This window comes from Janthinobacterium sp. PC23-8, assembly GCF_002250505.1.
Taxonomy (GTDB): Bacteria; Pseudomonadota; Gammaproteobacteria; order Burkholderiales; family Burkholderiaceae_D; genus Janthinobacterium.
On sequence record NZ_NJGY01000005.1, the window covers coordinates 142,836 to 164,211 of the forward strand.

The 21,376-nt window shown below is 63.3% G+C and carries 20 protein-coding genes; 12 read left to right on the forward strand and 8 right to left on the reverse strand.

Annotated elements, in window-relative coordinates:
- Positions 1-183 precede the first annotated feature (183 nt).
- Together msbA and CD932_RS27135 are read left to right on the forward strand one after the other, a co-directional pair.
- Positions 184-2,061: a lipid A export permease/ATP-binding protein MsbA gene (gene msbA, locus CD932_RS27130; protein ID WP_254926782.1), complete on the forward strand. Its 1,878-nt coding sequence runs from the start codon at positions 184-186 to the stop codon at positions 2,059-2,061.
- On the forward strand, positions 2,051-2,530 hold the full coding sequence (locus tag CD932_RS27135; RefSeq protein WP_094445997.1) for a MarR family winged helix-turn-helix transcriptional regulator: 480 nt from the start codon (positions 2,051-2,053) through the stop codon (positions 2,528-2,530). Before msbA ends, CD932_RS27135 begins: the two co-directional genes overlap by 11 nt.
- On the opposite strand, the gene CD932_RS27140 is transcribed toward CD932_RS27135, so the two are convergent.
- Both CD932_RS27140 and nhaR read right to left on the reverse strand, forming a co-directional pair.
- Positions 2,520-3,869, reverse strand: coding sequence for a chloride channel protein (locus CD932_RS27140; RefSeq protein ID WP_094445998.1), 1,350 nt, complete (start codon positions 3,867-3,869; stop codon positions 2,520-2,522). The genes CD932_RS27135 and CD932_RS27140 overlap by 11 nt on opposite strands.
- Positions 3,870-3,981: 112 nt before the next feature.
- Positions 3,982-4,881, reverse strand: coding sequence for a transcriptional activator NhaR (gene nhaR / locus CD932_RS27145; RefSeq protein WP_094445999.1), 900 nt, complete (start codon positions 4,879-4,881; stop codon positions 3,982-3,984).
- A 187-nt stretch (positions 4,882-5,068) separates the two neighbouring features.
- On the opposite strand from nhaR, the gene CD932_RS27150 reads away from it, so the two are divergent.
- The 3 genes from CD932_RS27150 (at position 5,069) to CD932_RS27160 (ending at position 7,818) form a co-directional block, all read left to right on the forward strand.
- Positions 5,069-6,031, forward strand: coding sequence for a TerC family protein (locus tag CD932_RS27150; protein WP_094446000.1), 963 nt, complete (start codon positions 5,069-5,071; stop codon positions 6,029-6,031).
- Between the two features lie 65 nt (positions 6,032-6,096).
- On the forward strand, positions 6,097-6,501 hold the full coding sequence (locus CD932_RS27155; RefSeq protein ID WP_094446001.1) for a TerB family tellurite resistance protein: 405 nt from the start codon (positions 6,097-6,099) through the stop codon (positions 6,499-6,501).
- Between the two features lie 36 nt (positions 6,502-6,537).
- Positions 6,538-7,818: a glycerate kinase gene (locus tag CD932_RS27160; protein ID WP_094446002.1), complete on the forward strand. Its 1,281-nt coding sequence runs from the start codon at positions 6,538-6,540 to the stop codon at positions 7,816-7,818.
- On the opposite strand, the gene CD932_RS27165 is transcribed toward CD932_RS27160, so the two are convergent.
- Entirely contained in the window at positions 7,819-8,832 is a 1,014-nt protein-coding gene (locus tag CD932_RS27165) for a zinc-binding alcohol dehydrogenase family protein (protein WP_094446003.1), read from the reverse strand.
- Between the two features lie 98 nt (positions 8,833-8,930).
- On the opposite strand from CD932_RS27165, the gene CD932_RS27170 reads away from it, so the two are divergent.
- The 4 genes from CD932_RS27170 to CD932_RS27185 all read left to right on the forward strand — a co-directional run bounded on the left by CD932_RS27170 (position 8,931) and on the right by CD932_RS27185 (position 13,957).
- Positions 8,931-9,833, forward strand: coding sequence for a LysR family transcriptional regulator (locus CD932_RS27170; RefSeq protein ID WP_094446004.1), 903 nt, complete (start codon positions 8,931-8,933; stop codon positions 9,831-9,833).
- A gap of 104 nt (positions 9,834-9,937) precedes the next feature.
- Positions 9,938-11,479: a DUF1800 domain-containing protein gene (locus tag CD932_RS27175; RefSeq protein ID WP_094446005.1), complete on the forward strand. Its 1,542-nt coding sequence runs from the start codon at positions 9,938-9,940 to the stop codon at positions 11,477-11,479.
- A 14-nt stretch (positions 11,480-11,493) separates the two neighbouring features.
- A complete protein-coding gene (locus CD932_RS27180) occupies positions 11,494-12,675 on the forward strand; it encodes a DUF1501 domain-containing protein (RefSeq protein WP_094446006.1) in 1,182 nt (393 codons plus the stop codon).
- 103 nt (positions 12,676-12,778) lie between these two features.
- Entirely contained in the window at positions 12,779-13,957 is a 1,179-nt protein-coding gene (locus CD932_RS27185) for an AI-2E family transporter (RefSeq protein ID WP_254926783.1), read from the forward strand.
- Between the two features lie 80 nt (positions 13,958-14,037).
- Here the strand turns inward: CD932_RS27185 and CD932_RS27190 are convergent, their stop codons facing one another.
- The gene (locus tag CD932_RS27190; RefSeq protein WP_065307247.1) at positions 14,038-14,262 is read right to left on the reverse strand and encodes a hypothetical protein; all 225 of its coding nucleotides are present in this window, start codon (positions 14,260-14,262) and stop codon (positions 14,038-14,040) included.
- 170 nt (positions 14,263-14,432) lie between these two features.
- On the opposite strand from CD932_RS27190, the gene CD932_RS27195 reads away from it, so the two are divergent.
- Genes CD932_RS27195 through CD932_RS27205 form a run of 3 tightly spaced genes read left to right on the forward strand, consistent with a single transcriptional unit; the run spans position 14,433 to position 16,918 of the window.
- Positions 14,433-15,158: a phosphatase PAP2 family protein gene (locus CD932_RS27195; protein ID WP_094446148.1), complete on the forward strand. Its 726-nt coding sequence runs from the start codon at positions 14,433-14,435 to the stop codon at positions 15,156-15,158.
- Entirely contained in the window at positions 15,139-16,098 is a 960-nt protein-coding gene (locus tag CD932_RS27200) for a diacylglycerol kinase family protein (protein ID WP_094446007.1), read from the forward strand. Before CD932_RS27195 ends, CD932_RS27200 begins: the two co-directional genes overlap by 20 nt.
- Before the next feature lies 1 nt (position 16,099).
- Positions 16,100-16,918: a metallophosphoesterase gene (locus tag CD932_RS27205; protein WP_094446008.1), complete on the forward strand. Its 819-nt coding sequence runs from the start codon at positions 16,100-16,102 to the stop codon at positions 16,916-16,918.
- Positions 16,919-16,936: 18 nt separating this feature from the next.
- Here the strand turns inward: CD932_RS27205 and CD932_RS27210 are convergent, their stop codons facing one another.
- From CD932_RS27210 to CD932_RS27225, 4 genes are all read right to left on the reverse strand, one after another.
- Complete coding sequence (locus tag CD932_RS27210) at positions 16,937-17,227, reverse strand: type II toxin-antitoxin system RelE/ParE family toxin (RefSeq protein WP_094446009.1); 291 nt, start codon at positions 17,225-17,227, stop codon at positions 16,937-16,939.
- Positions 17,220-17,465, reverse strand: coding sequence for a type II toxin-antitoxin system ParD family antitoxin (locus CD932_RS27215; protein WP_094446010.1), 246 nt, complete (start codon positions 17,463-17,465; stop codon positions 17,220-17,222). The genes CD932_RS27210 and CD932_RS27215 overlap by 8 nt, the downstream gene beginning before the upstream one ends.
- 107 nt (positions 17,466-17,572) lie before the next feature.
- Entirely contained in the window at positions 17,573-18,964 is a 1,392-nt protein-coding gene (gene cls, locus CD932_RS27220; protein ID WP_094446011.1) for a cardiolipin synthase, read from the reverse strand.
- On the reverse strand, positions 18,961-21,069 hold the full coding sequence (locus CD932_RS27225; protein WP_094446012.1) for a site-specific recombinase: 2,109 nt from the start codon (positions 21,067-21,069) through the stop codon (positions 18,961-18,963). The genes cls and CD932_RS27225 overlap by 4 nt, the downstream gene beginning before the upstream one ends.
- Positions 21,070-21,376: the final 307 nt, after the last annotated feature.

Consider the following 21,376-nt stretch of genomic DNA (forward strand, 5'->3'; position numbering starts at 1 on the left):
GGTCGTTGCTACCGCAGCCGGCGTCGGCGGTTTGTAGGTTTGTCATAACAGCACCGGCGCAAGCTGTCTTGTCCAGGCACCGGCTGTCCATGGCCTGTGCCTGTTGCCTGTCCCGCAGTACGCCTACTTTCTCGTAGGAAGCCCCCGCACGCGTTAGAATCACGCTTTCCCTTTCGATTCTCCATGCGCATGCAGCAAAGCCACCACTTGTTTTTCCGTCTGGTCAGCCAATTCTGGCGTTATGGCGGCAGCCTCCTCGTTACCATGCTGGCCGTGGGTGTCGCTTCGGCTACCGATGTGCTGCTGATACGCCAGCTGCAAAACGTGGTCGACGCCATGCGCGCCGGCGCCAGCGAGCATCTGGCGCCGGCCACCACCGGCATCATGGGGCTGCTGCAGGGCTGGGTCGACCGCTTCCTGCCGGCGCAGGCGGGCCAGGTCGAACTGTGGGTAATCCCGGCCACCATCCTCGGCCTGTCGGTGATGCGCATGGTGTCGAGCTTTGCCGGCGACTACGGCTCCGTCTGGCTGTCGAGCCGGGTGCAGGCCGATTTGCGCGAACAAATGTTCGCTACCATCATGCGCCTGCCCAGCCGTTTTTTTGACACCACCACCACCAGCCTGACGCAGTCGCGCGTGGCCTTCGACGCCAGCCAGGTGTCGCAGGCGGGCCTGAACGTGCTCAACGTGGCGGTGCGCGATTCGGTGGCCACCGTCGGCTATCTGGTATTGCTGTTCAGCATAGACGTCAAGCTGGCGCTGTTCTGCATGGCCACCATGCCCATCGTCGCCATCGTCGTAACCCTGGCCGGGCGCCGCATGCGCCACCTGAGCAAGAGTTCGCAGCAGGCGGTGGGCGAGCTGACCTCGGTGCTCGACGAGAGCATCGGTGGCCAGCGCGTGGTGAAAATTTTTGGCGGGCAGGATTACGAGCAGGCGCGCTTTGTCGACGTGGTCAAGCGCAACCGCCAGCTGGCCGTCAAGCATGCGGCCACTTCGGCCATGAATTCCGGCATTATCATGATGCTGGTCGGCATTACCTTGTCGTCGGTGATCTATTTCGCCCTGCTGCGCGCGCAAAGCGGCGCCATTACGCCGGGCGCCTTTGTCGCCTTCATGGGCGCACTGATGGCGATGCAGTCGCCGATCAAGAGCCTGACCAAGATCAATGAACCACTGCAGCGAGGCCTGGCCGCCGCCGAGTCCGTGTTCGACCTGATCGACACGCCGCTGGAACCCGATCCGGGCCAGGTCGCGCCGGTCGCGGTGCAGGGCAATCTGTCGCTGCAGAACGTCAACTTTCGCTATAACACCGACGACCCCGACGCGCCGACCGCACTCAGCAATGTTTCGCTCGAGATACAGGCCGGTGAAACGGTGGCGCTGGTGGGCGGCTCGGGCGGTGGCAAGACGACATTGCTGGGCCTGCTACCGCGCTTCTACGACGTGAGCGGCGGCCAGATCCTGCTCGATGGCGTCGATGTGCGCGACTATCCGTTGCTGGCCCTGCGGCGCCAGTTCGCCCTGGTCAGCCAGGACGTGATCCTGTTCAACGACACGGTAGCGGCCAATATCGCCTATGGCGATCCGGCGCCGGACCAGGCGCGCATCGAAGCGGCCGCGCGCGCCGCCCATGCGCACGACTTCATCATGCAGATGGCGCACGGTTATGCAACACAAGCCGGCCAGAACGGTTCGCGCTTTTCCGGCGGCCAGCGCCAGCGTCTGGCGATTGCCCGGGCGCTGTACAAGGACGCGCCGATTTTGCTGCTCGACGAAGCGACCAGCGCGCTCGATACCGAGTCGGAACGGCAAGTGCAGGCGGCGCTCGAAGTGCTGATGCGCAACCGCACCACCATCGTGATCGCCCACCGCCTGTCGACCATCGAAAGCGCCGACCGCATTGTCGTGATGCAGGGCGGGCAACTGGTCGAGTCCGGCAGCCATGCGTCCCTGCTGGCGCGCGGCGGCGCCTATGCGCGCCTGCATGCGAGCCAGCTGTCGCGCGAGCCGGCAGCCTCGGCATCGGCCGGCGTAACAGGAGGCGCTCATGGAGCCTGATGAAAAGCAGGCGCGCAGCCTGGCGCTGCAAAACCTGCGCGTGGTAATGCGCGCCGCGCAGCGCCATTCGATGCGGATCGAAAAGCAGTGCGGCGTGTCGGGCGCGCAGTTGTGGGTGATGCAGGAAGTGTTCGACCAGTCGGGCCTGCGCATCGGCGAACTGGCTTCCAGGATGTCGATCCATCAGACCACGGCCAGCAACCTGGTCGATGCGCTGGTAAGAAAATCGCATCTGCGCAAGGCGCGCGACCAGCCTGATCAAAGGGTGGTGACCTTGCACCTGACCGATAGCGGCCAGGCCGTGATCGGCGCCGCACCTCAGCCGGCGCGCGGCTTGCTGCCCAGCGCGCTGGGCCGGCTCGACGCCGCCAGCCTGGCGCAACTGAACGCTGGACTGGCGGCCTTGCTGGCCGTGGTGGCACCCGACGACCGCCAGGCGGGACTGCAGCCGCTGGCGTTCACGATGTAGCTGGCGCGTCTGGCGCGGGCACGGCTGTCTTCGGCAGGCGCTGCAATTGCAGCTGCGCCAGCGCGCCATACAGCGGTTCGCTCAGCACGCGCGAGACGGTGCTGGCCACCACCGCGCAGGCCATCAGGCTGAGCACCATGCCGTGGCCGTCGACCATTTCCATCACAATAATGAACGCCGTCAACGGCGCCTGGGTGGCTGCCGCCAGGAATCCCACCATGCCCAGCGCGATCAGGGCCGGCGCGTGCGGATAGTGCAGCAGCAGCGCGATATCGTGGCCGATGCCGGCGCCGATCGCCAGCGATGGGGCAAAAATGCCGGCCGGCACGCCCGACCAGACCGTCAGCCAGGTCGCCACATATTTGAAGGCGACAAAGGCGGGGGGCACCTCGGCCGCACCGTCGAGCATGGCGCGGGTGGCCACGGTGCCGCTGCCGAACGTGGCGCCATGGCTGGCCACGCCGATCACCGCCACCGCCAGGCCGCAGACGGCGGCAAACAGCACTGGCCGGCCCTTGCGCCAGGCCGACAATTTGCCCAATGGATTGCCGCGCGCGGAGGCCAGCAGCAGGCGGGCGAACAGGCCGCCGGCCACGCCCGCCACCAGGGTCACCAGCAAGCCGGGCAGGGCCAGCGCCAGGCCGATCGGCCCCGGGTGGATCACGCCGAAGTGGGTGGCATTGCCGTGGATGGAGACGGCCATCATGCCGGCCAGCACGATGCCTGCGACGATCAGGCCGCTGTTGCGCTGTTCTGGCGAACGCGACAATTCTTCGATGGCGAACATCACGCCGGCCAGCGGCGTATTGAAGGCGGCGGCGATGCCGGCCGCGCCGCCGGCCACCAGCAGGGAATGGGGCGACACCGCCGACTGGCGCGGCAGCCAGCGCCGCGCCGCCAGCATCACGCCGGCGGCGATCTGCACCGACGGGCCTTCGCGGCCCAGCGACAAGCCACCCAGCAGGCCGCCCGCCGTCAGCGCGATCTTGGCGGCCGACAGTTTCAACGACACATACAGCGAGCGCTGTTCGGCGCCCACCGACGGGTACAGCGCCGCCATCACTTGCGGAATGCCGGAGCCGGCCGCGCCGATGGCGTAGCGGCGCGTCAGCCACACCAGCACGGCGGCGCACAGGGGCGTCCACAGCAGGGTGAACCACCAGGCTTTGGCATTGAAAAAGTGAAAGACATCGAGCGCTTCTTCGGCCAGCCAGGTAAAGCCGACCACCACCAGGCCGGCCATGGCCGCCATGCCGACCACGACAAAGCGCGACCACCACAGGCGTGGGTCGGCAAATTCATGCTTGAAGGCAGAAGGAATATCGTGCAAGTGCTTCATGGTGGCAAATCCGGGGAGGGGTGGCGCGTGGCGTCGGGAGAGTTGTAATTGTACCGATATATTTGCGCGAATGTATTTCGCTGGCTTATTTTGTGACGCACAGGAAACAATATTACACAAACAGCTCGCGCCGCGCGCTCTGGCTGATGGCTACGGTGGCCGGGTGGCTCAGGCGGCGCTCGGTGGTGATCGCATATACCTGCTCGACCAGGCTGTCGACCCTGCCCAGCGGCACCACCGCGTATTGCTGGCAAACCTGGTGCGCAATCACGGTGGGGGCGAAGAACAGGCCGGCGCCGGACTGGCCGAAGGCCTTCATCATGGCGCTGTCGTCAAATTCGCCGACGATGCGCGGGTGCAGATTGTTTTCGCTGAGCCACTGCTGCAGGCGCGCATGGATGGCGAAGTCTTCGCCCGGCAGCAGCAGCGGCGCGCGGTGCAGGCAGTGCGGGAAGTCGCCGCTGAGGGTCGCGGCCAGCGCCCTGCTGCCGAACACGGTCATGCCGCTTTCACCGAGCAGATGGTTAAAGCCGCGCACACTCAGGTGGGCTGGCATGGGGCGGTCGGCGATGATCAGGTCCAGCCGGTGCACGGCCAGCTCGGCCAGCAGGCTGGCCAGCCGGCCTTCGCGGCAGATGAGGCGCAGCGGTTCGGTCAGGCCCAGCGCCGGTTCCACCAGGCGGCAGGCGATCAGTTTCGAGACGGAATCGGCGCAGCCGACGCGGAAGGTGGTGGTCGTGGTGCGCGATTGGTCGCGCACGATTTCCAGCAACTCGTCGCCGGCGCTGAAAATCTCTTCGGCGTGGGAGAGGATGCGCCGGCCCGTGTCGGTCAGTTCCAGCTTGCGCCCTGCGCGGCGGAACAGCGCCACGCCCAGCGTGTCGGCAAACTCGCTGAGCTGGCCCGAGATCGATTGCGGCGTCAGGTGCAGCTGCTCTGCCGCGCGGGCGATGCTGCCGGTTTTGGCGACCATCCAGAAATACCGCAAGTGTTTGAAGTTCAATATGGACATGGTTGGCGTGCCGACTCTCTATAGATCGGTTTTTTCGATGTATCATTCAATTATATTCGATTTGTTCGATGTTCTGATTCGTCCTATGATGGCTGCTCATGCATGGATGCTCATGCGTTACATGTATTTATCAGAGGAGAAACATCATGTGGTTCAGTATTGATCAATTTGAGCAGGGAGGCTGGCGATGAACGGTTTGGAAAGCATTGCGTCTCTGCCCATGTGGGCCGGTTTTATCGCCTTCGTGCTGCTGATGCTGGCGCTCGATCTGTTTGTCTTCGGCGGCAACAAGGCACACAAGGTGAGCGTCAAGGAAGCGGCGATCTGGTCGCTGGTCTGGGTCAGCATGGCGATGATCTTCAACGGTGGCTTGTGGTGGTACCTGAACGGTACTGTCGGCGCCGAGGTCGCCAACCAGAAGGCGCTGGAGTTCTTTTCCGGCTACCTGATTGAAAAGGCCTTGTCGGTCGATAACGTGTTCGTGTTCCTGCTGATCTTTTCCGCCTTCCAGGTGCCGATCCAGTACCAGCGCCGCGTGCTGATCTATGGCGTACTGGGCGCGATCGTGATGCGTGCGGTCATGATTTTGGCGGGCGCATGGGTGGTCAGCGAATTTAGCTGGGTGCTGTACCTGTTCGGTGCCTTCCTGTTGATTACCGGTGTGCGCATGCTGGTGGCGGCCGATTCCGAGCCGGACGTGGCGAACAATCCGGTGCTGCGTTTTGCCCGCCGTCACTTGCGGGTGGCCGACGGCGACCATGGCGAGAAGTTTATGGTGGTTAAGGATGGCTTGCGCTATGTCACGCCGCTGTTCCTGGTGCTGATCCTGATCGAGGTGACCGACCTGATTTTCGCGGTCGATTCGATCCCGGCGATCTTCGCCATCACGACCGACCCGTTCATCGTGTTTACCTCGAACCTGTTTGCGATCCTGGGACTGCGGGCCTTATACTTCCTGCTGGTGGACGTGGCTGACCGTTTTCACCTGCTCAAGTTTGGCCTGGCGATGGTGCTGGTGTTTATCGGCGCAAAAATGCTGATCATGCCGTGGTACCACGTGCCGGTCGAAGCGTCGCTGATGGTGGTGGCCGTGCTGATCGCGTCGAGTTGCCTGGCCAGCGTGTTGATCGCCAAGAAAGAAGATAAGTAATAACGTCATCCAGCGCGTCCGCAGTGGCGGGCGCGCTCCCTTAATAATTTATGAATGGAATCAAAATGCGTAGCTACCCAAAAAACAGTCCCCAGGCAGCCGGCCGGCTGCTGGCAGTCATGATGGTGGTCGACGGCAACCTGGCCACCTCCGAGCTGCAGGCGCTGGACCGCAGCAAGATCCTCGACCATATCGACCTGGAACTGGTGGCGTTCCGGCGCCTGCTGCAAGATCTGTGCGACGACCTGCTGACTTCTACCGTGCACGGTTCGGTACAACTGAGCAATACCGTGATCGACAGCCTGCTCGAAGAAATCGATGATCCAGACCTGCGCCGCAAGCTGCTGCAAACCATGTGGAAGATCGCCGACGCCGACGACTGGCTGGCCGATGGCGAAGCGGTATTGCTGGCGCGTGCCGGTACGGCGTGGTCGTCGGAAACCAATTTCCGTGAACATGGCACGGTGTAAACTGGCTGGTCTCATCACGCTATCGAGGAGCCCGACATGAAGCCAGACCAGCGCCCGCGTGACTTGCTGCACGCCATGTTCACGGCGGCGATCGCCGCGGCCCAGCCGGCCCACTGCGTGCCGCCCCATCTGCCGGCCGCGCCCAAGGGCCGCCTGATCGTGATCGGCGCCGGCAAGGCCTCGGCCGCCATGGCGCAAGCGGTGGAACAGCACTGGCCAGGGGAATTGTCCGGCCTGGTGGTCACGCGCTACGGCTATGGCGTGCCATGCGCGCGCATCGAGATCGCCGAAGCCGCGCATCCGGTGCCGGACGCGGCCGGCATGGACGCCGCGCAGCGCATGCTGGCGCTGGTCGGCACTTTGAATGCCGACGACACGGTGCTGTGCCTGATTTCCGGTGGCGGTTCGGCGCTGCTGGCCTTGCCCCTGGCAGGCATCACGCTGGCGGAAAAACAGGACCTGAACCGCGCCTTGCTGGCCTCGGGCGCGACCATCGGCGAGATCAATTGCGTGCGGCGCCATCTGTCGGCCATCAAGGGCGGCCGCCTGGCCGCCGCCTGCCATCCGGCCCGGCTGCTGACGCTGGCCATTTCCGACGTGCCGGGCGACAAGCCCGGCGATATCGCCTCCGGTCCCACGGTGGCCGACGCCACCACCTGCGAGGACGCACTCGATATCGTGCGCCGCTACGGCATCAATCTGCCGGCGAGCATCCGCGAAGCCCTGGAGAGCGGACGCGGCGAATCGGTCAAGCCCGGCGATGCGCGCCTGGCCCATGCCAGCATCGAGCTGATCGCCACGCCGCAAATGGCGCTTGAAGCGGCGGCCGAGGTGGCGCGCGCGGCCGGCGTGACGCCGTATATTCTCGGCGACAGCCTGGAAGGCGAGGCGCGCGATGTCGGCAAGGTGATGGCCGGCATCGCCCAGCAGGCGGCGCGGCGCGGCCAGCCGTTCGCCACGCCCTGCGTGCTGTTGTCCGGTGGCGAAACCACCGTGACGGTGCGCGGCGATGGCCGTGGCGGGCGCAATGTGGAATTTTTGCTGGCGCTGGGCATTGCCCTCGATGGCGAAGCGAATGTGCATGCGCTGGCCGGCGACACCGATGGCGTCGATGGACAGGAAGAGATCGCCGGTGCGTATCTGGCGCCCGACACCTTGCGGCGCGCCTGGGCGCAGGGCAGGCGCCCGCGCGACAGCCTGGATCGCAACGACGGCCACGGTTTTTTCCAGGCGCTGGGCGACAGCGTGGTGACCGGCCCCACCTTGACCAATGTGAATGATTTCCGGGCCATCTACATTACGGCAAGCGCCAGCTGATCAAAACCCTTCCAGCACGATCTTGCCGCGCGCGGTATTGCTCTCCAGCATGGCGTGCGCGCGTTTCAGATTGGCCGCATCGATCTTGCCGAAGCGCTCGGCCAGCGTGGTCCTGATGATGCCGGCGTCAACCAGTTGCGCCAGCTCTTCCAGCAGTGCGTGCTGTTTGAGCATGTCATCGGTCTGGAACAGGGAGCGGGTAAACATCAGTTCCCAGTGCAGCGACACGCTCTTGCTCTTGAGTTTGCGCACGTCGATCTGCTCGGGATCGTCGATCAGGGCGAACTTGCCTTGCGGCGCGATCAGTTCGACGATCTGGTCGAAATGCCTGTCGGTCTGGTTCAGGCTGATTACGTAATCGACCGGCGGCAGCCCCAGGCGCGTGATTTCGGCTGCCAGGGGCTTGCCGTGATCGATCACGTGATGCGCACCCAGTTCCGCGACCCAGCTTGACGTTTCCGCGCGCGAGGCGGTGCCGATCACCGTCACGCCCGTCAGCTGGCGCGCCAGTTGCACCAGGATGGAGCCGACGCCGCCGGCCGCGCCGATCACCAGCAGCGACTTGCCGCTGGCAGCGGTAGTACGGCTGATTTGCAGGCGATCGAACAATAATTCCCAGGCGGTGATGGCGGTCAGCGGCAGCGCGGCGGCCGGCGCGAAATCGAGGCTGTTGGGCATATGGCCGGCGATGCGCTCGTCGACCAGCTGGAATTGGCTGTTGCTGCCGGGGCGATTGATGGCGCCCGCATACCAGACCTTGTCGCCGACCTGGAACAGGGTGACGTCCGCGCCGATGGCGGTGACCACGCCGGCCGCATCCCAGCCCAGCACTTCCGGCTGGCCGTCTTTCGGCTGGCGGTTCTTGCGGATCTTGGTGTCGACCGGGTTGACGGACACGGCGTGCACGGCCACCAGCAGGTCGCGCCCGCTGGCAAGCGGTGTTGGCAGCTCGATGTCGAGCAGGGCGTCGGCATCGGCGATAGGCAGGCTGTGGTGGTAGGCGATGGCTTTCATGGCGGTCCTTGTCGGGTGAACGATGCCGTATGATGGTGGCTTTACTGCCCGGGAAAAAGCGGGCATATACTGAAACACTTTCAAAGGAATCCTGAAAATTGCTGCGCCTCGACGATTTGCAGGTATTTGTGCGCACGGCCGATTGCGGCAGCCTGTCAGCGGCGGCGCGCGAGCTCGGCATTTCGCCAGCCCTGGCCAGCGCCGCCGTCAAGCGCCTGGAAGGGGAGTTGGGTTTGCGCCTGTTCTTGCGCACCACGCGCTCGCTGAGCCTGACAGCCGACGGCACACATTACCTGGACCCTGCGCGCGAAGCGCTGCGCTTGCTGCGCGCGGGCAGCGATGCGCTGGCGGCGAGCAAGGACAGTTTCGGCGGAACCTTGAAAATTGCCATGCCGTCGGACCTGGGCCGCAATTTGCTGCTGGGCTGGCTCGATGCCTTCCAGCGCCGCCATCCCAAGCTGCATTATCAGCTGAGCGTGAGCGACCGCCTGGCCGACATGGTGCGCCAGCAGGTTGATGTGGCCATCCGCTACGGCGAGCAGGATGACTCCTCGCTGATCGCCCTGCCGGTCGCAGCGGCCAACGACCGCGTGCTGGTGGCCTCGTCCGCTTATCTGCGGGAACACGGCCCCGTGCTGTCGCTGGACGACTTGCAACGGCACAACTGTTTGCGCTTTGCGCTCGAAGACGGCCTGCACGACCGCTGGACCTTTTACCGCCTGCCGCAGCGCGAACAGGTCAGCGTGCAAGTGAGCGGCAACCGCAGCGCCGACGATGCCGACCTGGTGCGCCGCTGGGCCGTGGCGGGCCTGGGTATCGCCTATAAATCGCGGCTTGATGTATCAGCCGACCTGGCGGCCGGGCGTTTGCAGAGATTGCTGCCCCAGATGGCCGGCGAGGCCGCGCCACTGCATCTGGTATGCATGCACCGTGCCCAGGTGACGCCCGTGGTGCTGCAGTTGCGCGACTTTCTCAGAGAGCAATGCAACTTGCTAGCTTGATCATTATTCAGGCAACTCGCATACAACTCGTTGCAATTGGCAATGATGTGGCGGCGTAAGCGGGGTAAGCTTGCGTTCCTGATCAAGCCGCTTGAGGAGTGACCATGCGACAGAAGCTCATGATAATTTTGCTTGCCGGTGCGGTATTGGGCGGATGCGCCAGCACCACCGAGCCTGTGCCTTCCGCGCAGTCCGCCCAGCCGACGAGTCCGGCGCAGGCGCTGGCCATGCAGCAGCGCATCAGCTGGGGCATCAGTGCCGGCAGCGTGCGCCAGTTGCAGCAACAGGGCTGGGACCGCTACCTGCAGGCGCAGCTGCATCCCGGCAAGGCGGTCTTGCCGCCGGCGATACAGGCGCAGCTCGACGCCATGACCATCAGCCAGACGCCGATGGATCAAGTGGTAATGAGCACTGAACAGCGCCGCAAGGATGCCAGTGCCGTGATGGATGATGCAGCCAGGCAGCAGGCGCAAAAAGATTACCAGCAGGAACTCAATCGCCTGGCGCGCGAGGCGGCCACCCGCTCGCTGCTGCTGGACGTGTATTCACCGAACCAGTTGCAACAGCAGATGAGCTGGTTCTGGCTCAATCATTTCAGCGTGCACCAGGGCAAGCATAATTTGCGCGCCATGGTGGGCGACTATGAAATGAACGCCATCTCACCGCATGCGCTGGGCAAGTTCCGCGATCTGCTGGCCGCCACCGTGCACCATCCGGCCATGCTGCGCTACCTCGACAATGAAGCGAACGCGGCCAACCGTATCAATGAAAACTATGCGCGCGAACTGATGGAACTGCATACGCTGGGCGTCAATGGCGGCTACAGCCAGAAGGACGTGCAGGAACTGGCGCGTATCCTGACCGGCGTGGGAGTGAACCTGGGCGCCGAGATGCCGAAAGTCAAACCGGCGCTGCAAGCCCAGTATGTGCGCCGTGGCCTGTTCGAGTTCAATCCGAACCGCCACGATTATGGCGACAAGCAATTCCTGGGGCAGCCGGTCAAGGGCCGGGGCCTGGCCGAGCTGGACGAAGCGCTGGACCGTCTGTGCCGCAATCCGGCCACGGCGCGCTTTATCAGTGGCAAGCTGGCGCAGTACTTTGTCGGCGACACGCCGCCGCCGGCGCTGGTGGCCAGCATGGCGCAGACGTTCCAGAAAACCGATGGCGATATCGCCGCCGTGCTGCAGACCCTGTTTGCCAGTGACGCTTTCAAGCAGTCGCTGGGCCGCAAGTTCAAGGACCCCATGCACTATGTGGTCTCGGCCGTGCGCCTTTCCTATGACGACAAGCCGATCCTGAACGCCGGTCCCATGCTGGGCTGGCTGTCGCGCATGGGCGAGCCGCTGTATGGCCGCCAGACCCCCGACGGTTATCCGCTGCAGGACACCGCCTGGGCCAGCCCGGGGCAAATGACGACGCGCTTTGACATTGCCCGCACCATCGCCTCGGGCAGCGCCGGCCTGTTCAAGACCGACGGCCCGCAACCTCTGGAAAAACCGGCCTTTCCGCAACTGTCCAGCGCCGTGTATTTTCAGAGCATCGAGCCGACGTTGAGTACCGCGACGCGCCAGGCCTTGCAGCAGGCCGGCACGCCGCAGGAATGGAACACATTCCTTTTGTCTTCGCCAGAAATGATGCACCGCTAACCGGGAGAAACACCATGAATCGTCGTGACCTGTTGAAAGCGCTGGCCGCCGCTCCCTTGTTCGGCGCCGCCGGCAGCCTGATGGCGGCGCCCGCCACGGACGCCAAGCTGCTGTTTGTGTTCCTGCGTGGCGGCTATGACGCCAACAACCTGCTGGTGCCGATCGGCAGCGATTTTTACTATGCGTCGCGGCCCAATATCGCCATCCCGAAGCCGGGCGCAGACAACGGCGCACTGGCCCTGAACGGCGACTGGGCCCTGCATCCGGCCCTGCGCGACACCATCTACCCGCTGTACACGGGCGGCGACGCGGCCTTTATTCCGTTTGCCGGCACCACCGATTTGTCGCGCAGCCATTTCGAGACGCAGGACAGCATCGAGCTGGGCCAGGACCTGGCGGGACGACGCGACTTCCGTTCGGGCTTTTTGAACCGTCTGGCACAGGCCCTGAACGCGAAGGGCGCCATTGCCTTTACGGACCAGTTGCCCTTGATTTTTCAGGGCGGCCTGCAAGTGCCGAACATGGCGCTGCGCTCGGTGGGCAAGTCCGGCATCGACGCGCGCCAGAGCCAGATTATTGCCGCCATGTACAAGGGCACCGCCTTGCAGGCGCCGGTCAGCGAAGGCTTCGTGGTGCGCGACGACGTGGCCAAGGGCTTGGTCGCCGAAATGAACGAGGCCAACCGCAACGCCATCAGCCCCAAGGGCTTCGCGCTGGAAGCGCAACGCATTGCGCTATTGATGAAGGACAAGTACAACCTCGGCTTTGTCGATGTGGGCGGCTGGGATACCCATGTGGGGCAGGGTGCGTCGAGCGGCTACCTGGCCGGGCGCTTCGAGGAACTGGGGCGCGGTCTCGCCACCTATGCCCAGGAAATGGGCGATGCCTGGCGCAATACCGTGGTGGTGGTGGTCAGCGAATTTGGCCGCACTTTCCGCGAAAACGGCAACCGCGGCACCGACCACGGTCACGGCAGCGTGTTCTGGGTGCTGGGCGGCGCGATCCGCGGCAAGCAGGTGGTGGGCCAGCAAGTGGCGATCACGCAGGCCAATCTGTTCCAGAACCGCGACATGCCGGTGCTCAACGAATACCGCGCCGTGCTCGGTGGCCTGCTGCAGCGCACGTTCGGCCTCAATACGGCGCAGCTGGGCCGGGTGTTTGCAGGCGTGAAACCGGTCGACCTGGGGCTGGTGTAGCCGGTGTCGTAACGGCAAGCTCCGTGTTACGCTACGGCTGCGCAATCGGCGCGTAGATAATCCCGGCCGCGCGCGCATGCGGCGCCGGGCGGAATGGAGCAGTATGAGTGATACCCGGCGCGATATCGGGCGCGATAAGGGACGCGATAAGGGACGCGATATGGGCCGCGAGACCCGGCGCGACCTGGTCGGCGCAGGATTTTCCCTGGCGCTCATTGCGCTGGCGGCGTTCGTGATGCAGCGCTTTTTCCTGCCGCTGGTGTGGGCCGGCATTTTATGCGTGGCGACCTGGCCGCTGTATGCACGCCTGCGCGCCGCGCTGGGGCAGCGCCCTATCCTGGCGGCGGCCTTGCTGACCCTCGCTTCGGCCTGCATCTTCATTGTCCCGGTCATGCTGGGCGTGGCGCAGGCGGCGCGCGAAGTGCCGGTGCTGGCCGATTTTCTCATGCGCGCCAATGCCGACGGCTTGCCCGTGCCCGGCTGGGTGGCCAGTATTCCGCTGGCCGGCAACGCCATCAATGACTGGTGGCAAGTAACCTTGAACCAGCCCCATGGCCTGGCCCATGTCATGGCCGGCAGTGCCGTGGGCGGCTTTCATTCGGCGCGCGACATGGTCAAAATCCTCGGCGCCGACATGCTGCACCGGCTGGTCGACTTCGGCCTGGCTTTTTTATGCCTGTTTTTCTTCTACAAGGACGGCGAAGCGCTGACGCGCCAGATCACCCGCATCGGCAGCCATTATCTGCGGCCCGAACGCTGGGTACGCTATTCGCAGAAAGTGCCGACCGCTATCCGCGCCACCGTCAATGGCCTGGTGCTGGTCGGCCTGGCCGAAGGCGTGCTGATCGGCATCGCCTATGCACTGGCCGGCCTGCCGTCGCCGGCCCTGTGGGCGTTTGCCACCGGCGTGCTGGCCATCATTCCCTTCGGCGCGCCGCTGGCCTACGCCAGCGCGGCGGCCTTGCTGGTCATGCAGGGCAGCGTACCGGGCGCCATCGGTGTGGCGGTTTGGGGCACCATGGTGCTGTTCGTGGCCGACCATTTTGTACGGCCCGGCATGATCGGCAACGCCACCCGCTTGCCGTTTCTTGCCGTGCTGTTCGGTATCCTGGGCGGCGTGGAAACGCTGGGCCTGGTGGGCCTGTTTATCGGCCCGGTCGTGATGGTGCTGTTCGTTACCTTGTGGCATGAAGCCTATGTGGCCGGCGATACCGCAGTGCCGGACACTGCGGATAGCATTGACACACCTGCCGGCCCGGCCGCGCCGCCACGCACACGGTAATGAGGGGGTGGCCGGCGCCATGGCGCTGGCCAGTACCGGTGTGTGGCGGGCTGGGCCGGGTGGAGACTGTCGCCAGTCTCTTAATGCGCCTTGGAGAGAATTAACAACCAGCGGCGCATCAGCAGCACTTCAACATAGCCCGGTTCGATGCCCGTGCCGCATTCGATCAAAGGATTGACGGTATAAAAACGCTTGCGAAAGTCGCGGCAAACGAGGATTTCGCGCTTGCCCATGCGGACCAGGAAGGAGCTGGGGGCGTATTCCAGGCCGAACCGTGAGCCAAAACCGCTATTCAATGTTGCCATGACAATTCCTTTGAGGGAGATGTGTTGAACGAGTCATCAGAATAGCACAACTACTGTATGAAAACACAGCTACTGTATGGATAAACAGTATATTTTTCTGACCGTGGTTTTTTTGATCATGCTGTAACAGACAAGGAGAATGTAGTTTGCCGCACAACAATGACACGCGCATGACCACCATCTGGGGCGGCCGGCTGCGCCGCTTTGTCGAGGCGCGGCTGTCGCCCGAGGGCGAGCTGGGCCTGCACATGACGGTGGGCGTGGCGCTGATGCTGATCGCCATCGTGGTGTTTCATGGAATCGCCGACGCCGTGATGGGCATGGAACGGATCACCGTGATCGACCAGCAGGTGGCGCACTGGTTCAACCAGCACGCCATTGCGTGGCTCACCTGGTGCCTGCTGGTAATTACCCATATGCATGGCGTGCTTGGCGCCATCACCATGGCCTGCGTGCTGGGCTGGTATCTGCACCGCCAGCGGGCCACGTACTGGCTGTTTACCCTGGTCATCACCATGCCGGGCGTCATGTTTCTGAACGTTTTGTTAAAGTCTGTTTTCGGCCGCGCGCGGCCCAGTTTCGACGAGCCCCTGCTCGCTGCGCTGAGCACCTACAGTTTTCCCAGCGGCCATACCGCCACCGCCACGGCGCTGTACGGCCTGCTGGGCGCCTACCTGGTGTGCCAGCTTGACCACCGGCAATGGCGCCGGCGCATCGTCATCGCGCTGGCGGCGTTCGCGATGGCGGCGCTGGTCGGCTTCAGCCGCATCTACCTGGGCGCGCACTACCTGAGCGATGTGCTGGCGGCGATGGCGGAAAGCTATGGCTGGCTGGCGATCTGCATCGCCGGGGTGTCGACCCTGCGCCGCCGCCGGCATGTGCGTCAAACCAAATAGGAAGGAGAATATTCTGGCAACCAAGGTCGCAGTCATCATCAACGCCGGTGCCGGATGCGGTTATGCATCGGACTGGGCGCAGCAACTGGAAGCGACTTTCGCCGGCGTCGGACTCGACGCCGCCATTACCCTGGCCGAGAGCGGCGAGGTCATGATCGCCACCGCCGAACAGGCGCTCAGGGACGGCGCGCCCATCGTGGTCGCGGGCGGCGGCGACGGCACCATCAATGCGGTGGCCTCGGTGGTGGCCGGCAGCGGTACGCCGTTTGGCGTGCTGCCGCTGGGCACGCTCAACCATTTTGCCAAGGACCTCAACATTCCGCTCGAACTTGACGCGGCGATCGCCAACGTGGCGCGGGGCGTGCCGCACAAGGTCGACGTGGGCGAAGTCAATGGCCGCATCTTTTTGAACAATTCCAGCCTGGGCCTGTACCCGGATATCGTGCGCGACCGCGAGAAGCAGCAGCGCCGGCTGGGGCGCGGCAAGTGGCTGGCCTTCGGCTGGGCGCTGGTGGCGGCGCTGCGCCGCTATCCCTTCCTCAGCGTGCAGCTGAGCCTGAATGACAAGGTGCATGCGCGGCGCACGCCGTTTGTGTTTATCGGCAATAACGAATACCTGATGGAGGGCTTGAACATCGGCGAGCGCGAGCGTCTCGATGGTGGCAAACTCAGCCTGTATGTGGCGCAGCGTCCGGGCCGCCTGGGCTTGCTCAAGCTGGCGCTACACGCGCTGTTCGGCAAGCTCGGCCAGGCCAGGGATTTCGATGTGCTGACCACCACCGAGATGGAAATCGCCACCCGCCACCGTCGCCTGCGCGTGGCCACCGACGGCGAAGTGACGGTCATGAATACGCCGCTGCGCTACCGCCTGCGCCCGGCCGCGCTCGAGGTGCTTGTGCCCAGGCCTGTGCCGGCGCCAGTCGCTATCGAGGAAAACTGAATTGCGTACCATCGTCCATTTATCCGACCTGCATTTCGGCAAGGTAGACCAGGCCCTGCTGGCGCCGCTGCGCGCGCTGATCGACCGGCTCGAACCGCATGTGGTGGTGGTCTCCGGCGACCTGAGCCAGCGCGCGCGCAGCGCCGAGTTCCAGGCCGCGCGCGCTTACCTGGACAGCTTGCCGGGGCCGCAGATCGTGGTGCCCGGCAATCATGACGTGCCGCTGTATAACGTCTTGAGCCGCTTCCTGACGCCGCTGGTGAAATACCGGCGCCATGTGACGGACGATTTGTCGCCCGAATATGTCGATGATGAAGTGGCCGTGCTGGGCATCAATACGGCCCGTTCATTGACATTCAAGGATGGCCGCATCAGCCATGAACAGATCGCCGCGCTGCGCGCACGCCTGGCGACCTTGCCGCCAGGGCTGACGCGGGTGATCGTCACGCACCACCCGTTCGACCTGCCCGAGCACTTCGACAAGAATGACCTGGTCGACCGCGCGCCGCAAGCGCTGCAGATGTTCTCGGAATGCGGCGTCGATTTATTGTTGGCCGGCCACCTGCACGCCAGCGTGTCGGGCAACACGGCCCAGCGCTACAAGATCGACGGCTATGCGGCGCTGATGGTGCAGGCAGGCACAGCCACCTCCACGCGCGGGCGGGGCGAGTCGAACTCGTTCAATGTGATCCTGATCGAAGACAGCGATATCCGCGTCGAGCGCTACAGCTGGAATGAAGAAACCGCCGACTTTGAAAAAGCCAGCACGGAAGCGTTCGAGCGCACGGGCGGGGTGTGGGCCAGCATGCGGCCGCTATGACATCGACATGGCTTGCGCCTACAGATAGCGTTGTGCATCCATGCGTTGGTGCAAGATACGGACGATGGCGATGCCGTAGTGCGTGATGCGCAAGTAAATCATATGCCGCCCCACACTGCGACGACGATAACCGGGACGGATATCGTCGCAGGCCGGGGCCGTTTTGGGATGATCCGCCAATTCGGCAAAGGCCGCTGTCATGAGGTCCGTATAGCGGCTTGCCTGTGCCACGCTCCAGCGCTGCGCCGTATAGGTCCAGATCGCTTCCAGATCCTGCTCGGCGGCCGGCGTGAGCCAAACCTCAGCCATGTGCGGCCAGCATCCTTTGCTTGAAAGCGGCGGCATCGAAAGGTCGCGGCTCGCCGCTGGCTTCACCTTCCATCAATGCTGCGCGGATGACATCGAGTTCGGCGCTGCGTTCCTGTTCACGCCGGATCAGGTCGCGGATGTATTCGCTGTCGTTGGTGTAGCGACCGGCCTCGATCTGCGCCTTGATCCAGTCGTCCTGTTTATCCGTCAAAGTGATGGTCTTGCGCACGGTGCTCATGATCTGAACTCCCTATAATCGCCATGGTGCGATGATTGTCATACTATTGATGCAATATAGCGCAAGTATGGGTAAATTTCCAGTGACAGGACGGATAGTGCAACCGTTCAAAGCCAATAGTGCATGAACTGCGCCGCCCATTCCTTCATGCGGTCGGCCCACGGCCGCGCTTCCCATTTGGCCCTGGTGATTTCTTCCGAATCGCGCAAGTCTTCCTGGAAGGCGTTTTCCATTTCGCGGCCAAAACTGTCGCCCAGCACCACCACGTTCAGTTCGCTGTTATGCAAAAAGCTGCGCATGTCGATATTGGTCGAGCCCACGGTCGACCAGGCGCCATCGATGACGGCCGTCTTGGCGTGCAGCACCGCCAGTTTCAAATGGTAGATGCGCACGCCGCCGGCCAGCAGTTCGTCGTACAGTGCATGGCCGGCATGGAACACCAGGCCGCTGTCTGACACGCCCGGCAACACCACTTTCACGTCGACGCCGCGTTTGGCAGCGGTCGTCAGGGCGTCCACGGTTTGCTTGTCCGGCACGAAATAGGCCGAGGTGATGTGGATCGATTTTTTGGCCTCCTGGATCGCCAGGATGTACGCCTTGTAGATTTCGAAGCCGCCGCCCGGCTCGCTGGCCACCACGCGCACCAGCTTGTCGCCCATTTCGGCAATCGCCGGGAAGTAGGGGGCGTCGGGCAGGTCGGCCTGGTCCTGCTGGGCCCAGGTGCGGATAAACAGCCACTGGAAAGCGGCCGCGGCCGGGCCTTCGATTTTCACATGGGTGTCGCGCCAGCCGACGTCGCTCTTGTCGGACGGTTTGGCCTTGGAGCGGAACAGCGAGCTTTTTGAATAGGTATTGCTGATATTGATGCCGCCCGTAAACGCCATCGTGCCATCGACGATCAGTACCTTGCGGTGGTCGCGGTTATTGATCTTCCAGTCCTCGCCCTTGAGCTTGGTCGGATTGACGGGGTTGAAGGCCACCAGACGGATGCCGGCGGCGCGCATGCGCTCGAAAAACGCCTGCGGCACGCCCAGCGTGCCCACGCTGTCGTAGATGATGTTGACGGTGACGCCCGATTGCTGCTTGTCGATCAGCGCATCGGCAAATTTCAGGCCCATCGGGTCCTGATCGAAAATATAGGTTTCCAGGTTGATGGTCGATTTGGCTTCCGAGATGGCCTTGAGCATTTCCTTCATGGTTTGCGGGCCATCGAACAGCAGCGTCACCTTGTTGCCCTTGATCAGCGGCACGCCGGTGGCCGCTTCTTCCAGCGCGGCCTGGGTTTTCAGGTCCATGCCGGACTTGGCCCAGCGCTTGTTGAGCAAGGCGGCGCGGCTGTTGACGTTCAGCAGGGCGCCTTTGCCAGTGATCACCTTGGGCGTAGCCACCGGTTCCAGTTCGGTGTTGAGATTCTTGACGTCGGGCAGCGAAGCGCATGCCGCCAGGGTCCAGCACAGCAGGAGGGCGGAAATACTGGGCTGCAGGCGCTTCGCGCTCATTTGTGGCCTTTTATCGGTAGGGAGTCAAGCACGTCATCGGCCAGCGCCAATGGCGGTGGGTTGTTGGAACCAAAGAAAAACATGATCGGCGACTTCACGAAACGCTTGCCGAGGATCTTGAGCAACTGCAAGCCATGCTTGAAGCGCACCTGGCGCGAACGCAGCGCCACCCACAGCGCCAGGCCAAAGCTGACCAGCAAGTTGGCGGTGCCGATGGCGAAGATGCCGGACAGCGACTTGACGGCCAGCTGCCAGCTCATATTGTGGTCGAGTCCGACAAGCGCTGTCGCAAAGTTGGCGGCAGAAAAGGTAATGTGGCGGATATCGATCGGCAGGCCCAGCAGGAAACCGAGGGTGCCGATGGTGCCCAGCAGGATACCGAAATAGAAGTTACCCATCAGACCGCCCAGATTATTTTCCAGATACAGGCCCAGCCGCTGCAGCCGTTCCTGGCCGATGACCCGGCCCAGGCCGCGCAATTGCGCGATGCGCTGGGCCCAGCGCGTGTACAGCGCCTGGTTGTCATAGTAGCCTGAAATCAAGCCTGCCACGAACAGGCACACGCCGGCGATCATGGCGTAGAAAATGGCCGGGCTGCCGATCGGATCGATATCGTGCAGCAGGTGCATGGCTTTCTCGGGCGACACCAGATGGTGGCCGGTAATGGCGTGGTAACCGAGCGCGATCAGCCAGGCGGTGGGAATCGCGGTGGCCATATTGCCCAGCACGGCCATGTTTTGCGTGCGGAATACCTTGTTGATCAGTTCGGCCATGCTGTCGAGGTCGATATTGCGCCCGTCCTTGCTGTGCAGGCCGGCGGCAATGCGCGAGGCCGTCATGGCCGGCTGCTTGGTAGCCACCGTAAAGTGCAGCAAGTGGATGAACATGAAGCCGATCGAATAATTCATGCTGAACATGAAGGCTTCGACCAGCGGCGCCGAGCGCAGGTAGGACATCAGGATCTTGAACAGCGCCATGAAGCCGATGATGACGCCGGCGCCGGCCGACGACAGGAACATGGCGCCCATGTCGCGGCGGTTTTCCGCGATGTAGTGCTCGCCGGTGCGGCTGGCGTTTTCCGTCACGTTGCGCGCGAGCAAGTTGATATTGTCGGTAAACAGGTCGCTGACCTTGTACTTGTGGTTATGCGCGCGTATCAGTTCCAGCGCCAGCGCCACCGCGCCCGCACGGCGGCGGCTGACGGGGCGCGCGTCGATCAGGTCCGGCGTGGCGTCAACCGTGATGGCGGCGATATCGACATTGATCGAGCCGGGCAGTTCGCCGCTGGTATCGACCAGGAACAGCAGCTTGCGCAGCCGGTCGATGCTTTGCGCCAGCGCCACCAGCAAATAGGTCAGCGCAATGCTGGTGCCCTGGTACAGCGCTTTCTTGCGGATCTTGACGATCACGGCGTCACACTGGTCCAGCATCACCAGCAGATGGCGCGCGTCCTCGATATGCTCCAGGCTGCCTTGCAGCAGTTGCGTGTAGGCGTCGAGGTAGGCGTTCACTTCGGTATTCTGCACCATGAACGGCGACTGGAACACTTCGATCTCGTTGTGAAAGCGCGTCAGCTCCGGCTCCAGGCCCATGGCGCAGACACGGTAGGACAGGGTGCGGATGGCGTCGAGCATGCCGGGCAGCATGATATTGCCGTCGCCCACGGCCAGTTCGATCTCGTCGGCCGTCAGCACGTCGAGCAGTTCGAGCCAGTCGGTGGCCGGCACATTGCTGATCCACAGGTGATCGGTTTCCAGGTACAGCACCTGGTCGAGCGCGTCGCTCAGATATTCATCGCCGAGGGCGGGCGGCAGCATGCGGTAGGCGATGCGGCGTTTCAATTCGGTAAAAAAGCCGCTATTCGACAGCACGCCGATATCGGTGTAGAGGCTGGCATGGCGGCGTGCGGCCAGCACGCGCAGCACGTATTCGTGCAGGGCGCGGGCCTGGGCGGCATTGCCCTTGAGCAGTTGGCGCAGGGTGCGCACATTGGCGATGGCGGTGGCGTTGTCGTGGGGGCGCTTGGGACGCAATGAATTAAAGAGTTCGACCAGCAAATCGATATTGCTGGTGTAGGGATCAATGCGTTCGAGGATAGCTAGCATGCAGAAAAACGGGCGGGCCGCTGTCGGTAAAACCAGTAGTGTACCTTTTGTGCAAGATCGTGCAACGTGCGGCAGCGTACACAGACATGCTTGAATCGGACAGAAACAGGCGTTTGTTGTTTTGCAATCTGCGTTGACAAAAAGCAACGAAGGGTTTGTTGCCAGTTGGCGACGCCGAGCATTTTCTTTCTGTTGTACATCGCACAGATCGCTTGCTTAAAAACGGGGATAAGGTAATAGTAGGTCAGACACCTGGCGCGTGTCCTGATCGGTACCGGCAATTTTTTACCTGACAATACCGAGATAG